Genomic DNA, 13945 nt, shown 5'->3' on the forward strand with positions numbered 1-13945 from the left:
GTGCTGTGGGTTGATCGCATGCGGTTGCTCCTCGGGTTGAACGGGCCGGAGGCGCAGCACTTAAACGGCCCCCGTCTTAGGCGACGGGGGCCGTTCTTGTGTCCACGGACAATTAGGGTTGATCGGCCGTCGCTTCACGGTGTTTGCGTGCGAGCTCCAGGTACGTGGAGGCGTTGGTCTTGAGCGACTCGATCTCCTCGGGGGAAAGTGCGCGGCGGACCTTGGCCGGCACGCCGGCCACCAGGGAGCCGGGCGGAACCTCCATCGCCTCGAGCACCAGCGCGCCGGCGGCCACGAGGGAGTTCGCGCCGATGACCGCCCCGTTCATGATCGTCGCGCTCATGCCCACCAGGCAGTCGTCTCCGATGGTGCATCCGTGGATCACCGCGGAATGCCCCACGGAAACGCGTTCGCCCACTGTGCAGGGCATTCCCGCGTCGGCGTGCACCACAACATTGTCCTGGAGGTTCGTTCCCTCTCCAATGCGGATCGCGTCCGAGTCGCCCCGGACCGATACGCCATAGAACGCGCTGGATCCGCGGCCGAGAACCACGTCGCCGGAGAGGGTCGCGGTGGGCGCGACGAACGTGTTGTCCGCGATTTCGGGGGTCTTGCCGTCGATGGTGATGATGTGTGCCATGGCATCACCCTAGGCGAAGACGACCGTCCTTTGTCCGTCGCGCATAACGCGGCGCTGCGCGTGCCACTGGACGGCGCGGACCAGCGTGCGGCCCTCGACGTCGCGACCCATGGACACGAACTGTTCGGGGGTCCCGGCATGGTTGACCCGGATGACCTCCTGCTCGATGATCGGTCCCTCGTCGAGGTCTGCGGTCACGTAGTGCGCCGTCGCCCCGATCAGCTTCACGCCGCGCGCGTGCGCCTGGTGATAGGGCCGGGCGCCCTTGAACGAGGGCAGGAACGAGTGGTGGATGTTGATGGCCCGGCCGGACAACGCGCGGCACAGGTCGTCGCTGAGGATCTGCATGTAGCGCGCCAGGACCACCAGCTCGACGTCGTGCTCGGCCATCAACTCCAGAAGGCGGGCCTCGGCGTCGGCCTTGGTCGACGAGGTGACCGGAACGTGCTCGAAGGGGACGCCGTAGAAATCCGCCAGCGGGCGCAGGTCCGGGTGGTTGGACACGATCACCGGCACATGGATGGGCAGGGAGCCGCTGCGCTGCTTGAACAGCAAGTCGTTCAGCGCGTGCCCCTCCTTGGAGCACATGACGAGCGTGCGCAGGGGCCGGCTCGCCGGGTGGACCCCCAGGTCCATGCCGAAGGCGGACGACACCGGCGCCAGCGAGGCGCTCAAGCGCCCCTGGCCGTCCGCGGTGGCGACGGCAACACGCATGAAGAACGTGCCGGTCTCGCTGCTCTCGAACTGCTGGGATTCCGTGATGTTGCAACCCGCCTCCAGCAGGGCGCCGGACACGGCATGCACGATTCCCGGCCGGTCGGCACAGGAGAGGGACACGGTGAAATGCTCGGTGGTGGTCACCGGAAAACCATACCGCCAGCCGGCGAAGCCCGCGGCCGCGCGAGGTCGCCCGAGCGGGCCATTCCGCGGATCGTTGAAGGTTTAATTCATAGTCGTCAATGATCCCGGATCCGCGCGTATTCCTTGCCCACCGCGACGCGACGGTCGGCTAGCATTGATCGCGTTGCGACTGGCGTTGGGTGGAAGACCACCGGGGAGCAGCAAGAGAGACGACCACGGACCGCGCGCCTGGGCCCAAGGTCATGTGTTCGAAGCGTGAGCCGAGAACTCGACCTTGCCCCAGACAACCCACTTTCCCGCTTCAGGAGATCACCCGTGACCCACGAGAACACCGTCACCAACCAGGCCCTGGCCGACGTCGACCCCGAGATCGCTGCCGTTCTGGACGCCGAGCTCGGACGCCAGCGCAACACGCTGGAGATGATCGCCTCGGAGAACTTCGCCCCGCGGGCCGTACTCGAGGCCCAGGGCTCCGTCCTGACGAACAAGTACGCCGAGGGATACCCCGGACGCCGCTACTACGGCGGTTGCGAGCACGTCGACGTGGCCGAGAACCTGGCCATCGAGCGAGTCAAGGAACTCTTCGGAGCGAGTTTCGCCAATGTCCAGCCGCACTCCGGGGCCTCGGCCAACGCCGCGGCACTCTCGGCGATGATCAAGCCAGGCGACAAGATCCTCGGCCTGTCGCTGGCGCACGGCGGGCACCTGACCCACGGCATGAGATTAAACTTCTCCGGCAAGCTCTACAAGGTCGCGGCCTACGAGGTCGATCCGGAGACGTTCCGCGTCGACATGGACAAGCTGCGCGCGCAGGCCGTTGCGGAGAAGCCGCAGGTCATCATCGCCGGTTGGTCCGCCTACCCGCGCCAGCTCGATTTCGCGCGGTTCCGCGCGATCGCCGACGAGGTCGGTGCGAAGCTGTGGGTCGACATGGCCCACTTCGCCGGTCTGGTCGCCGCCGGGCTGCATCCGAGCCCGATGCCATACGCCGACGTCGTCACCTCCACCGTGCACAAGACGCTCGCAGGACCCCGTTCGGGCCTGATCCTGACGAACGATGCCGACCTCGCCAAGAAGATCAACTCCAACGTCTTCCCCGGCCACCAGGGCGGGCCGCTGATGCACGCCATCGCGGCCAAGGCCGTCGCCTTCAAGATCGCGGGCTCGGCCGAGTTCAAGGAACGCCAGGAACGCACCCTGGAAGGCGCGCGCATCCTCGCCGAGCGCCTGACGGAGGCGGACGTCGCGGACCGCGGCGTCTCGGTTCTGACCGGCGGCACGGATGTCCACCTGGTGCTCGTGGACCTGCGCGACTCCGAACTCGACGGCCAGCAGGCCGAGGACCTCCTGCATTCCGTGGGCATCACCGTCAACCGCAACTCGGTGCCGTTCGATCCCCGGCCGCCGATGGTCACCTCCGGTCTGCGGATCGGCACGCCGGCCCTGGCCACCCGTGGATTCGGGGCGCCGGAATTCACCGAGGTCGCCGAGATCATCGCGTCCGCCCTGCGCGACGGGGCCGCGGCGAACCTCGACGATCTGCGCGCCCGGGTCGAAAAGCTGGCGACCGGGCTACCGCTGTACCAGGGTCTGGAGCAGTGGTAGCTGATCCAGACGCTGCCGGCGATGCGGATTTGCCCGCGGGCGCCTTGGCTTCCGCTGCGGCCGCATCCGACGAATTCGACATCCCCGCGGCGGAGTGCTGTTTCACAGGCTGCTGCGAACGCGGGAAAGCCTTCCTACTAGAACAGGAGTTGAACACCTAACATGGCACACGAAAAATCGGTGGAGCAGGCGACGGCGCAGCTTCTCGACGGCAAGGCCACAGCCGCCGCCATCAAGGCGGAACTGACAGAGCGCGTCGCCGTGCTCAAAACCAAAGGGGTGGTTCCCGGGCTCGGCACCATTCTGGTGGGCTCGGATCCGGGCTCCCAGTGGTACGTGGGTGGCAAGCACAAGGACTGCGCCGAGGTGGGCATCAACTCCATCCGCGTGGACCTCCCCGAGGACACGACCGAGGAGGAACTGCTGGCCAAGGTCCGCGAGCTGAACGAGAACCCGGACTGCACCGGATACATCGTCCAGCTCCCGTTGCCCAAACACATCGACCAGGACACCGTCCTCGAGGCCATGGACCCGGACAAGGACGCCGATGGACTGCACCCGATGAACCTCGGCCGGCTCGTCGCGAACGTCAACCGCCCTATGGTGTCGCCCTTGCCCTGCACGCCCAAGGGATGCATCGAACTGCTCGAGCGCCACGGGTTGTCGCTCGCCGGCAAGAATGTTCTGGTTGTCGGGCGCGGAGTGACCATCGGGCGACCGATCGGACTCCTGCTCACGCGCCGCGACATCAACGCGACGGTCACGCTGGCCCACACCGGAACCGCCGACCTGGCGGCGCATCTGCGCGGCGCCGACGTCGTGGTGGCCGCGGCCGGACAGGCGCACATGATCAAAGCCGAGGACCTCAAGCCCGGGGCGATCGTGCTCGACGTCGGCGTGAGCCGTGTCGACGACGGCAATGGCAAGGCGGTCGTCACGGGCGACGTCGACCCCGCGGCCGTCGGGGTGGCTTCCTGGATATCCCCAAACCCGGGCGGAGTCGGTCCGATGACGCGCGCCATGCTGTTGTCCAACGTGGTCGAGGCGGCCGAGCGCAGCGTCGAGCCCGCCCAGTAGGTAGACAAAAGGTCAAGTCAGCGGCCTCCGTACCCCTCGGGGAGCGGAGGCCGAACTGTGTCCAGCGACCCGTGAAGGTGGTAGAAAGGGCTGGCAGGGTCCAGAGGAAAACGGCCCAGAAAAGGGGTTTTGAGCAATGGACAGTACCCAGATTGTGTGGATCGTCGTCGCCGTGGTGGTGTTGCTGGTGCTAATCGGCATCGCCCTTGCCATCGGCAAGCGGCAGCGCCGGAAGCAGCAGGAACGGGACCGGCACGAGGCCCAGGAGATCCGCGCGTCGGCGCAGGAGACGGATCTGACGGCCCGCGAACGCGAGGTTCAGGCGGAGAAGGCCGAGGTCGAGGCCAGGGAAGCCGACAATGCGGCCGCACGCAAGCGCCAGGAGGCCGAGGCGAAGGCGGCCGAGGCCCGGTCCAGCCGCGAGGAAACCGACGAGCAGATGCGTCGGGCGGACGAGCTCGACCCGGACGTGGGCAAGCGGAAGTCGCGCGATGGTGACGGCAACCCCCGCGGGGAAGCGGCACCGGCCGCTGCCGGCACCGGTGCCGCCGCAACAGGCCACGACCGGACGCGTGCCGACGACGACGACGGCCCCAGTCGCGTCGCCGGTGACGACCACGGCCGAGCCACGGACTCGTCTGAGTACGGAGGCGCGAGCAGCGACCGGCCGGTCGCCGGAGCCGCGCCGAACGAAGCGGGCGGGAGCCACCAACGCCTGTATGACAAGGACCCGGAGCGCGGCGCCGACCCGCAGCCAGCGTCCGACGACGGCTGGGACGGCTCCGCCGGACGGTCTTCTGAGCACGACGGTGGGCCGGGCCACCAGAACGCTCGCACCGCTACGTCGGACGAGGACTCCTGGCAGCCGGGAGGACGCTCCACCGGCGATGCGGATCAGCGCGGACTGGATCAGGATGCCGATCCGCGTACGCGTCCGGAGGATCCCGACCTGGACCCGGAAACCGGCAAGCCGTCAGGGTCCACCCACGGGGATCCGCACGATCCCCGCCACCGTGCCTAGCGAGGGACGGTAGGGTCCCACAGGTACGACGCGTGGCGTCGGCGCCCCCGCGGCGCCGGCGCCGTTTGCGTGCCGCCCCGGGGCACATTTGAGTCCATCTCTGATTGAGTTGCGCCAATCACTTTCTGGACCTACATGTTGGTTGTGCTGCGCGGATTCCTGTACGCCACCGGGTTCACCGCGGTCATGGGCATGATGGGCCTGATCACCTCGTGGTGGGCGTTGCTCATGATTCCGGCTTCTGTGCTGGTCGCCTTCGGCTTCGCCTCGATCGGGATGGGCACGGCGTGGAGCTTCTGCGCCAACTCGGCGTGGGCGCCTTCGGCGGGGCGATGGCCGGCCACGTGCTGTATTACGTGGTCATGATCGTCGTGGGCGTGGTGTTGACCACCAGACGCCTGCGCACGCTCTTTCTCAAGTAGGCGCCCGCCAGGCGGGACCGCGCGGAGGGTAGGCTGGATAGCCCCAACCGGAGGAGACACGATGATCGGCAAGTGGCATGCCGTCGTATTCGACTGCGAGGACACCGACACCCTCGCGGCATTCTACGAGCAGGCGCTGGGCATGGTGCGGGTCCAGGAGGACGACGACGGATGGATCACCATCGGCGACGCGCCCGACCGGCCCGCCATCGCGTTCCAGCGCGTCGATGTTTACGTGCCGCCCGAATGGCCCGGACACGTGCACCCGCAGCAGGCGCACCTGGACATCCGCGTGGACGACCTCGACCTCGCGGAGGAACAGGTGCTGAAATTGGGCGCGACGTCCGTGAACACCGGCGGGCAGAACTACCGCGTGTACCTGGACCCGCAGCGGCATCCGTTCTGCCTCGTGACCTGGTAGGCGTAAAACCCCGTCTGGCCGCCGGCGCAGCGTTGCGCTGTTCGCCCACGGTAGAACGGCGCGGGGGAGGCGGTTGCGTTTGAGACAATGTATCCATGCAATTCCTCGGCAATGCCACCACCGCGCAGGACAAGAAGATCACCCTCAAGGCAAGCACGCTGTCGCTGGCCGTCATGGTGACGGTATTCCTGGTCGCCGTCGTTTTCGCGGCGAACGAGAACGACGTCATCGGCTGGATCGTGGCCATCGTATCGCTGGGATGGTTGATGCTCTCGGCTTTCCTGGTCTTCGGTCTGCGCCGTGGCGCGCGGAAGATGCAGGACCAGCTCAAGAGTGCGACGGCGGGGATGGCGTCCCGCTCGGCCGGTCCGGGACAGACCGTCGTGGTGGACGAGGCGACGCGCAACCGCGACCTCAAGCTGGACCACTCGCTCAAGATCGTGCAGGTGCAGGCCGGCGTCATCAAGGAGCACGTCGGCAAGTCCGGGGAAGAAGCCCGCTCCATGGTCGAACGCGCCGTCGAGACGATCGAAATCACCGCGCACAACGCGCGCGGCATGATGAAGCCGGCGAACGGCTCCGGACCGCTCTCGGGCGAGGTCATCGACTAGCCCCCATTGGGTAAGCTGGATCGGGTGAGTGCCGCTGTGGAATCGAAGCTGTCCAAGTCCGAAGGTGCGCTGCGCGTCGCCTCGGTCAACGTCAACGGCGTCCGTGCCGCCTACAAGCGTGGCATGGCGGACTGGCTGGCCGACCGCGACGTCGATGTCCTGGCCCTGCAGGAGGTCCGTGCACCGGACGCCATCCTCCGCGACCTGATCGGGGAGGGTTGGCATATCCTGCACGCGGTGGCCGAGGCGAAGGGCCGTGCCGGGGTCGCTATCGCCTCCCGCCGGGAGCCGGTTCAGACGCGCGCGCACATCGGGGACGAGTTCTTCGCGACGGCGGGACGCTGGGTGGAGGCGGACCTGCCGTTGGGCGACGGCAGGATCCTGACCGTCGCCAGCGCTTACGTCCACTCGGGACAGGTGGACACCCCCAAACAGGTCGACAAGTACCGGTTCCTCGACGTGATGCTGGGCCGGCTGCCGGCGTTGCGGGCCGAGAAGGATTTCGCCTTGGTCGTCGGGGACCTCAACGTTGGGCACACGCAGCGCGACATCAAGAACTGGCGGGGGAACGTCAAGAGGGCGGGCTTCCTTCCGGAGGAACGCGCCTACTTCGACCGCTTCTTCGGCGAGGAGATCGGCTGGAAGGACGTTGCCCGCGAACTCGCCGGCGACGTCGACGGCCCGTACACCTGGTGGTCGTGGCGGGGGCAGGCCTTCGACAAGGACACCGGCTGGCGCATCGACTACCAGATGGCGACGCCGGAACTCGCCGCCCTCGCGTCCCAGGCCGTCGTCGACCGCGCGGCCTCCTACGACACGCGCTTCTCCGACCACGCACCGCTGGTCGTCGACTACCAGTTCTGAAGGACACCACGATGACTGAATCGCTTTCCGCAGGAGCCGTTCGCCCCCGCGTCCTCTCCGGCATGCAGCCCTCCGCCGATTCCCTGCACCTGGGCAACTACCTCGGAGCCCTCGTCAACTGGGTCAAGACCCAGGACGCATACGACTGCTACTTCTTCGTCCCCGACATGCACGCGATCACCACCCCGCAGGATCCGGCGGCCGTGCGGGCCCGCACCCGCACCACCGCCGCGCAGTACATCGCCGGCGGAATCGACGTCGACAAGTCCACCCTGTTCGTCCAGTCGCAGGTTCCCGAGCACGCGCAACTGGCCTGGGTGCTCAACTGCATCACCGGATTCGGCGAGGCATCGCGGATGACGCAGTTCAAGGACAAGTCGGCCAAGGGCGGGCAGGACACCGCCAGTGTCGGTCTTTTCACCTATCCAGTCCTCATGGCCGCCGACATCCTGCTGTACCAGCCACAGGGCGTCCCCGTCGGCGACGACCAGCGGCAACACGTGGAGTTGGCGCGCGATCTGGCGCAGCGCTTCAACCACCGGTTCGGCGAGGCGTTCACTGTCCCGGAGGCGTTCATCCAGAAGGAGGGCGCCCGGATCTACGACCTCCAGAGCCCCACCACCAAGATGTCGAAGTCGGCATCGACCCCGAACGGACTCGTCAACATCCTGGATGAGCCGAAGACCATCGCGAAGCGGATCAAGTCCGCGGTGACCGACGACGATACGGTCATCGCCCACGACCGCCAGCGGAAGCCCGGGGTCACCAATCTGCTGGAGATCCTCTCCGCGGTCAGTGAGATCCCGGTGGCGACGCTGGTGGCTGACTTCGAAGGCAAGATGTACGGACACCTCAAGGTCGCCGTCGCCGAAGCCGTCGTCGAGCGTGTCACACCCATCCGCGATCGGACGCGCGAACTGCTGGACGACCCCGCGGAGCTCGACCGGCTGCTGGCCCACGGGGCGCTCAAGGCACGCGAAACGGCGTCTGCTACGTTGGAGGACGTGTACGAGAAAGTCGGTTTCCTGCAACAGGCGACGCCGGCCACCGCGACCGGTGGCAAGCTCGCCGCCAGCCGCGCCGGGACGGCCCTCTAGGCAATGGGCCGCGTCGAGGGCAGGCCCGATGCGGCGACGGGCGTGGTGGGCCAGGTCCACGACGCCGAGATGAACCGCGTCGGCATAGTCATCGGGTTGCCGCTGGACCTGAGCGGCGAGCTTGAGCGCTGGCGTGCTTCCTTCGGAGATCCGATGGCCGCCGTCGTGCCCCCGCACATCACGCTGGTGACCGGGACGGCCACGGACGACTGGGAGCGGGCGAAGGCGCACGTCCGGCGGGTGACCGCTTCCGGCAGGCCCTTCCGGGTCCGGCTGCGCGGAACGGGCACCTTCAGACCCGTCTCCCCGGTCGTCTACCTGAACGTCACGAGCGGGTGGGACGAGTGCATCCGGCTGCACAGGCAGTTGCAGACCGGCCCGTTGGACCACGATCCCGAATTCTCGTACCACCCACACCTGACCGTCGCCCACGACGTCACGGAGGCCGGCATGGACCACGCGATGACGGTGTTGAAGGACTACGAAGCGGATTTCATGGTCGAGAAGGTCGGCCTGTTCGAGCACGATTCCCGCGGCCTGTGGGCCCTACGTGAGGAGTTGCACCTTGGTGGCACCGCAGACCAAACGCACTAGCGCATCCACCCCGCAGCGGTCCGCGGCCGGGGCCGGCGGTCCGGCGGGGGACGACCGCTCGCCGGATGGGCCAGCGACGCCCCTGGATGAGGCGGGACTGCGGGCCGAAACGCTGCGCAAGCGAACGGCTTGGGGTCGGGCCAGACGCGAAGGTGCCCCCGCCGCGGCACGTGCGAAGGCACTATCGGGTTGGTTGCTGGCCCTCTTGAACGGTTGGCGTCTCATGCGAGTCTGGAACCTCTACCGCCGGCGACACGGCCCGCTGATGGCCGCGGGCAGCGCCTACCACATGTTCTTTTCCGTGGCCGCACTGCTGGTGGCCGGTTTCTCCATCTTCGGCCTCGTCGCCAGCGGCAACCCCGGGCTGCAACAGGCGGTGGTGGACACGGTGGCCGAGTCGACGCCCGGACTCATCGACACCGGCGAGGGCGGGCTTGCCAAGCCGGAACAGCTCTTCAACTCCGGCGGCTTCGGTCTGGCGCTCGCGATCTCCACGGCCGCCATGCTGCTGACCTCGCTGCGCTGGATCGCCGGTCTCCGGGAGGGCATGCGAGGAGTCTTCGGGCTGCCGCCGCTAGCCATGAACTCCGTCTTCCTCGCGCTTAAGGACCTGGGCGTCCTGGCCATTCTGGGCCTCTCCCTTGCGGTGACCACCGCCGTCGGACTCGTCGCCGGTGCGGCGCTTGACGTCGTGATCGATCTGCTGAACATCCAATCCCTGTTCGCCGTCGTGATGACGCGCCTGACCAGCATCGTCGTCATGCTTCTACTGGACGCCATGGCGGCCGTGGTGCTCTTCCGGCTCGCCTCCGGTATCCGGATGCCCAGGATGGTCATGATCCAGTCGGCGCTGCTTGCGGGTGCCGGGTCCACACTGTTGCGCTACTTCAGTTCCGAACTGCTGGGCGGCGCCACGAGGAACCCCCTGCTGGCGTCTTTCGCGGTGATCCTCGGCCTGTTCATCTGGTTCTTCTTCCTCAGCCAGGTCTACCTGATCGCCACGGCCTGGGGAGCCGTCGGCAAGGCCGATTCAGAGGCCCGGCACGCGGCCCGGACCGGCCAACTCAGCCTCAAGCGCCAGGCCGTCGAACGCCGGCAGGCAGGCATCCCCGGAGGCGCCGGGTGGCAGGCGCGCCGCTGAACGGCTCGCGTCGCCATGAGTGGTGGGGTCCAGATCTAGTGGCTGGAGTCCAGATACTGTTCGGCCCAGGCCGCGATCATCCGCGCCGCCCGGGCCCCGTGGACGCGCTGCGTCAGCAGGTGGTCGGCGCGGTCCAACGACAGGAACGACTTGGGATGCTTGGCGGCTTGGAAGATATCGCCGGCGTTGGAGATCCCCACCGTGTTGTCCGTGGGGGCATGCATCACCATCAGGGCGGCCTGTAGGCCGTTGATGCAGGCCCGCAGGTCGTGCGCATCGAGATCGCGCACGAACGCCTGCGTCACCTCCAGCTTGCGCGTGCCGAGGTTCAGTTCGGCGCTTCCGGTCTCCTCGATCTCCGCGAGCAGGTGCTCGATGGTGTGCGTGAGGTGCCCGGGGGAGTAGGGCGCCCCGATCGTGGCGACGGCCCGGGGGCGGACCTCTGCCGCGGCGGCCAGGACCGCGGCGCCTCCGAGGGAGTGGCCCACGAGCAACTCCGCCGCGTGGCCGCGCTCGTTGAGGGCACGCGCGGCGAGCACCGTGTCCCGGACCTTGAGGCTGAACGAGGTTTCGGCGAAGTCCCCGGTCGAGTCGCCCAGTCCCAGGTTGTCGAAACGGAGCATGCCGATACCCTCGGCCGCGAGGCCGCGGCACACGCGCGAGGCGGCCAACGAGTCCTTGCCGAGCGTGAAGCCGTGCGAGAAAACGCCCCACCCGCGGACCTCGCCCTCCGGCAGGTCGAGGACGGCGGCCAGCTCGTGGCCGCTGGCACTGGCAAAGGTGAACTTCTCGTGGGTCATGCGTGTCGACTCGATTCGATGTGTGCGTTCGTGGACGCAGGGTAGTGGACGGATGGCAGGCTTAACCGACCACAAAAGCGGAAGGCACCGCTGCGCCAAGCCGGGATGGATTCCCGAGGAACGAGGGAATCTTACTGCCGGCGGGCAGCGGCGCCTTCCGGCACAACGGAAACTACATGGAACGGGCCAGGATGGCCTGCTTGACCTCGGAGATCGCCTTGGTGACCTGGATGCCCCGCGGGCAGGCCTCAGTGCAGTTGAAGGTGGTGCGGCAGCGCCACACACCCTCCTTGTCGTTGAGGATCTCCAAGCGCATGTCCCCGGCGTCGTCGCGCGAGTCGAAGATGAAGCGGTGCGCGTTGACGATCGCGGCCGGGCCGAAGTACTGGCCGTCGGTCCAGAAGACCGGGCAGGACGACGTGCAGGCGGCGCACAGGATGCACTTGGTCGTGTCGTCGTAGCGCTCCCGGTCCTCGGCGGACTGGTAGCGCTCCTTGGCCGGCTCGTGGCCCTTGGAGACCAGGAACGGCATGACCTCCCGGTAGGACTGGAAGAACGGCTCCATGTCCACGATCAGGTCCTTCTCGACGGGCAGGCCCTTGATGGCCTCCACCGTGATCGGCTTCTTCGTGTCCAGGTCCTTCAGCAGCGTCTTGCAGGCCAGGCGGTTGCGGCCGTTGATGCGCATGGCATCGGAGCCGCAGACGCCGTGGGCGCAGGAGCGGCGGAAGGACAGCGATCCGTCGTGTTCCCACTTGACCTTGTGGAGGGCATCCAGCACGCGGTCGGTGCCGTACATGGTGAGTTCGAAGTCCTCCCACGTGGCGTCCTCGGAGACCTCGGGGTTGTACCGGCGGACGCGCAGGGTGATGTCGAACTGGGGGATCTCTCCGCCGCCCGCGCTCTCTGCGAGGTCCACCTTCGATGCTGGTTCGGGAAGTTCGGTGCTCATCAGTACTTACGCTCCATCGGCTGGTAACGGGTGAAGATCACGGGCTTGGTGTCGAAACGCATGCCCTTGACGCCTTCGGTCTCCGCGGCCGCGTCGCGGTAGATCATCGAGTGCTGCATGAAGTTGGCGTCGTCGCGGTCCGGGAAGTCCTCCCGGAAGTGGCCGCCGCGCGATTCGTTGCGGTGCATGGCCGCCACGGTCATGACCTCGGCGAGGTCCAGCAGGAAGCCGAGCTCGACGGCCTCGAGCAGGTCCAGGTTGAAGCGCTTGCCCTTGTCCTGCACGGTGATGTTGGCGTAGCGCGCACGCAGGGCGGTGATGTCCGCCAGCGTCTGCGTGATCGTGTCGCCACTGCGGAACACCTGCATGTTCAGGTCCATGGTGTCCTGCAGGTCCTTGCGGATGGCGGCGACCTTCTCGCTGCCGCCGCCGTTGCGCACGACTTCCAGCAGGGCCACGGTTTCCGCCGCGGCGTTCTCCGGCACATCGACCCAGTCCGCCGTCTTGGCGTATTCCGCGGCCTGGATCCCGGCGCGCTTGCCGAAGACGTTGATGTCCAGCAGGGAGTTGGTGCCGAGCCGGTTGGAACCGTGCACGGAAACGCAGGCCACCTCTCCGGCGGCGTACAGGCCGGGGACCACGGTGTCGTTGTCCTGGAGGACCTCGGCCTTGATGTTGGTCGGCACGCCGCCCATGATGTAGTGCGCGGTCGGGAAGACCGGAACCGGCTCGGTGTAGGGCTCGACGCCGAGGTACGTGCGGGCGAACTCCGTGATGTCCGGAAGCTTCGCGTCGATGTGCGCGGGCTCCAGGTGGGTCAGGTCCAGGAGGACGTAGTCCTTGTTCGGACCGCAACCGCGGCCCTCGCGTACCTCGTTGGCCATCGAACGGGCCACGATGTCGCGCGGTGCCAGGTCCTTGATGGTGGGGGCGTAGCGCTCCATGAAGCGCTCGCCCTCGGAGTTGCGCAGGATCGCGCCCTCGCCGCGTGCGGCTTCGGAGAGCAGGATGCCCAGGCCGGCCAGGCCGGTCGGGTGGAACTGGATGAACTCCATGTCCTCCAGCGGGATGCCCTTGCGGAACGCGATGCCCATGCCGTCGCCGGTCAGGGTGTGCGCGTTGGACGTGGTCTTGAAGACCTTGCCCGCGCCGCCGGTCGCGAAAACCACGGACTTGGCCTGGAAAATGTGCAGCTCGCCGCTGGCGAGGTCGTAGGAGACGACGCCGGCCACGCGCTTCTGGAGGAATGTGGTGCCGTCCTCGCGGGTGGCCTCCTCCTCGACCGTGAGCAGGTCCAGCACGTAGTACTCGTTGTAGAACTCGACGTTGTGCTTGACGCAGTTTTGGTACAGCGTCTGCAGGATCATGTGGCCGGTGCGGTCCGCGGCGTAGCACGCGCGCCGGACGGGTGCCTTGCCGTGGTCGCGGGTGTGTCCGCCGAAGCGGCGCTGGTCGATCTTGCCCTCGGGCGTCCGGTTGAAGGGCAGGCCCATCTTCTCCAGGTCCAGCACCGCGTCGATGGCCTCCTTGGCCATGACCTCCGCGGCGTCCTGGTCCACCAGGTAGTCGCCACCCTTGACGGTGTCGAACGTGTGCCACTCCCAGTTGTCTTCCTCGACGTTGGCAAGTGCCGCGCACATGCCGCCCTGGGCGGCGCCCGTGTGGGAGCGCGTGGGGTAAAGCTTGGTGAGTACCGCCGTGTGCGCGCGCTGGCCGGACTCGATGGCGGCGCGCATGCCGGCGCCACCTGCGCCGACGATGACGACGTCGTACTTATGTACCTGCATACCGGATGCTCTCTCTTCTCTAAGACTTTGGTGTCGGCGCAGTGCGCCGGTA

At 67.4% G+C, this 13945-nt stretch carries 14 protein-coding genes, 1 pseudogene and 1 riboswitch; of the genes and pseudogenes, 10 read left to right on the plus strand and 5 right to left on the minus strand.

Annotation, left to right across the window (positions count from 1 at the left end):
• Window positions 1–112: 112 nt before the first annotated feature.
• Window positions 113–640 (minus strand): gamma carbonic anhydrase family protein, encoded by a 528-nt coding sequence (locus AC0QSG_RS00195; protein ID WP_475376256.1) that lies wholly within the window; start codon window positions 638–640, stop codon window positions 113–115.
• Window positions 641–649: 9 nt separating this feature from the next.
• Window positions 650–1501: a formyltetrahydrofolate deformylase gene (gene purU, locus AC0QSG_RS00200; protein WP_435727504.1), complete on the minus strand. Its 852-nt coding sequence runs from the start codon at window positions 1499–1501 to the stop codon at window positions 650–652.
• A 155-nt stretch (window positions 1502–1656) separates the two neighbouring features.
• Window positions 1657–1742: riboswitch (ZMP/ZTP riboswitch) on the plus strand.
• A 74-nt stretch (window positions 1743–1816) separates the two neighbouring features.
• On the opposite strand from purU, the gene glyA reads away from it, so the two are divergent.
• The 10 genes and pseudogenes from glyA to AC0QSG_RS00250 all read left to right on the plus strand — a co-directional run bounded on the left by glyA (window position 1817) and on the right by AC0QSG_RS00250 (window position 10354).
• The gene (glyA, locus tag AC0QSG_RS00205) at window positions 1817–3106 is read left to right on the plus strand and encodes a serine hydroxymethyltransferase (protein ID WP_435727505.1); all 1290 of its coding nucleotides are present in this window, start codon (window positions 1817–1819) and stop codon (window positions 3104–3106) included.
• A gap of 180 nt (window positions 3107–3286) precedes the next feature.
• Entirely contained in the window at window positions 3287–4183 is an 897-nt protein-coding gene (locus tag AC0QSG_RS00210; RefSeq protein WP_435727607.1) for a bifunctional methylenetetrahydrofolate dehydrogenase/methenyltetrahydrofolate cyclohydrolase, read from the plus strand.
• Window positions 4184–4319: 136 nt separating this feature from the next.
• Window positions 4320–5204: a hypothetical protein gene (locus AC0QSG_RS00215; RefSeq protein WP_475376257.1), complete on the plus strand. Its 885-nt coding sequence runs from the start codon at window positions 4320–4322 to the stop codon at window positions 5202–5204.
• 138 nt (window positions 5205–5342) lie between these two features.
• Window positions 5343–5626, plus strand: a pseudogene (locus AC0QSG_RS00220) (ABC transporter permease); the annotation flags it as partial.
• A gap of 61 nt (window positions 5627–5687) precedes the next feature.
• A complete protein-coding gene (locus tag AC0QSG_RS00225) occupies window positions 5688–6047 on the plus strand; it encodes a VOC family protein (protein WP_435727508.1) in 360 nt (119 codons plus the stop codon).
• Between the two features lie 95 nt (window positions 6048–6142).
• Window positions 6143–6658, plus strand: coding sequence for a hypothetical protein (locus tag AC0QSG_RS00230; RefSeq protein ID WP_475376258.1), 516 nt, complete (start codon window positions 6143–6145; stop codon window positions 6656–6658).
• A 15-nt stretch (window positions 6659–6673) separates the two neighbouring features.
• The gene (locus AC0QSG_RS00235) at window positions 6674–7522 is read left to right on the plus strand and encodes an exodeoxyribonuclease III (protein WP_475377341.1); all 849 of its coding nucleotides are present in this window, start codon (window positions 6674–6676) and stop codon (window positions 7520–7522) included.
• 11 nt (window positions 7523–7533) lie between these two features.
• Window positions 7534–8619: a tryptophan--tRNA ligase gene (gene trpS / locus AC0QSG_RS00240; protein ID WP_475376259.1), complete on the plus strand. Its 1086-nt coding sequence runs from the start codon at window positions 7534–7536 to the stop codon at window positions 8617–8619.
• A gap of 3 nt (window positions 8620–8622) precedes the next feature.
• Window positions 8623–9213, plus strand: coding sequence for a 2'-5' RNA ligase family protein (locus AC0QSG_RS00245; protein WP_475376260.1), 591 nt, complete (start codon window positions 8623–8625; stop codon window positions 9211–9213).
• Between the two features lie 223 nt (window positions 9214–9436).
• Window positions 9437–10354: a YihY/virulence factor BrkB family protein gene (locus tag AC0QSG_RS00250; protein WP_475376261.1), complete on the plus strand. Its 918-nt coding sequence runs from the start codon at window positions 9437–9439 to the stop codon at window positions 10352–10354.
• A gap of 35 nt (window positions 10355–10389) precedes the next feature.
• On the opposite strand, the gene AC0QSG_RS00255 is transcribed toward AC0QSG_RS00250, so the two are convergent.
• From AC0QSG_RS00255 to sdhA, 3 genes are all read right to left on the minus strand, one after another.
• Window positions 10390–11154 (minus strand): alpha/beta hydrolase family protein, encoded by a 765-nt coding sequence (locus tag AC0QSG_RS00255; RefSeq protein WP_475376262.1) that lies wholly within the window; start codon window positions 11152–11154, stop codon window positions 10390–10392.
• Between the two features lie 172 nt (window positions 11155–11326).
• Complete coding sequence (locus AC0QSG_RS00260; protein ID WP_435727518.1) at window positions 11327–12106, minus strand: succinate dehydrogenase iron-sulfur subunit; 780 nt, start codon at window positions 12104–12106, stop codon at window positions 11327–11329.
• Entirely contained in the window at window positions 12106–13893 is a 1788-nt protein-coding gene (gene sdhA, locus AC0QSG_RS00265; protein WP_435727520.1) for a succinate dehydrogenase flavoprotein subunit, read from the minus strand. Before sdhA ends, AC0QSG_RS00260 begins: the two co-directional genes overlap by 1 nt.
• Window positions 13894–13945: the final 52 nt, after the last annotated feature.

The sequence above is a fragment of the Arthrobacter sp. LT660 genome (assembly GCF_056172845.1).

Excerpts from the sequence above, each read along its gene's own strand:
- AC0QSG_RS00260 (WP_435727518.1), bottom strand. The coding sequence starts at position 12,106 with ATGAGCACCGAACTTCCCGAACCAGCATCGAAGGTGGACCTCGCAGAG.
- AC0QSG_RS00195 (WP_475376256.1), bottom strand. The coding sequence starts at position 640 with ATGGCACACATCATCACCATCGACGGCAAGACCCCCGAAATCGCGGAC.
- AC0QSG_RS00230 (WP_475376258.1), top strand. The coding sequence starts at position 6,143 with ATGCAATTCCTCGGCAATGCCACCACCGCGCAGGACAAGAAGATCACC.
- sdhA (WP_435727520.1), bottom strand. The coding sequence starts at position 13,893 with ATGCAGGTACATAAGTACGACGTCGTCATCGTCGGCGCAGGTGGCGCC.
- AC0QSG_RS00215 (WP_475376257.1), top strand. The coding sequence starts at position 4,320 with ATGGACAGTACCCAGATTGTGTGGATCGTCGTCGCCGTGGTGGTGTTG.
- AC0QSG_RS00250 (WP_475376261.1), top strand. The coding sequence starts at position 9,437 with ATGCGAGTCTGGAACCTCTACCGCCGGCGACACGGCCCGCTGATGGCC.
- AC0QSG_RS00245 (WP_475376260.1), top strand. The coding sequence starts at position 8,623 with ATGGGCCGCGTCGAGGGCAGGCCCGATGCGGCGACGGGCGTGGTGGGC.
- AC0QSG_RS00225 (WP_435727508.1), top strand. The coding sequence starts at position 5,688 with ATGATCGGCAAGTGGCATGCCGTCGTATTCGACTGCGAGGACACCGAC.
- AC0QSG_RS00255 (WP_475376262.1), bottom strand. The coding sequence starts at position 11,154 with ATGACCCACGAGAAGTTCACCTTTGCCAGTGCCAGCGGCCACGAGCTG.
- trpS (WP_475376259.1), top strand. The coding sequence starts at position 7,534 with ATGACTGAATCGCTTTCCGCAGGAGCCGTTCGCCCCCGCGTCCTCTCC.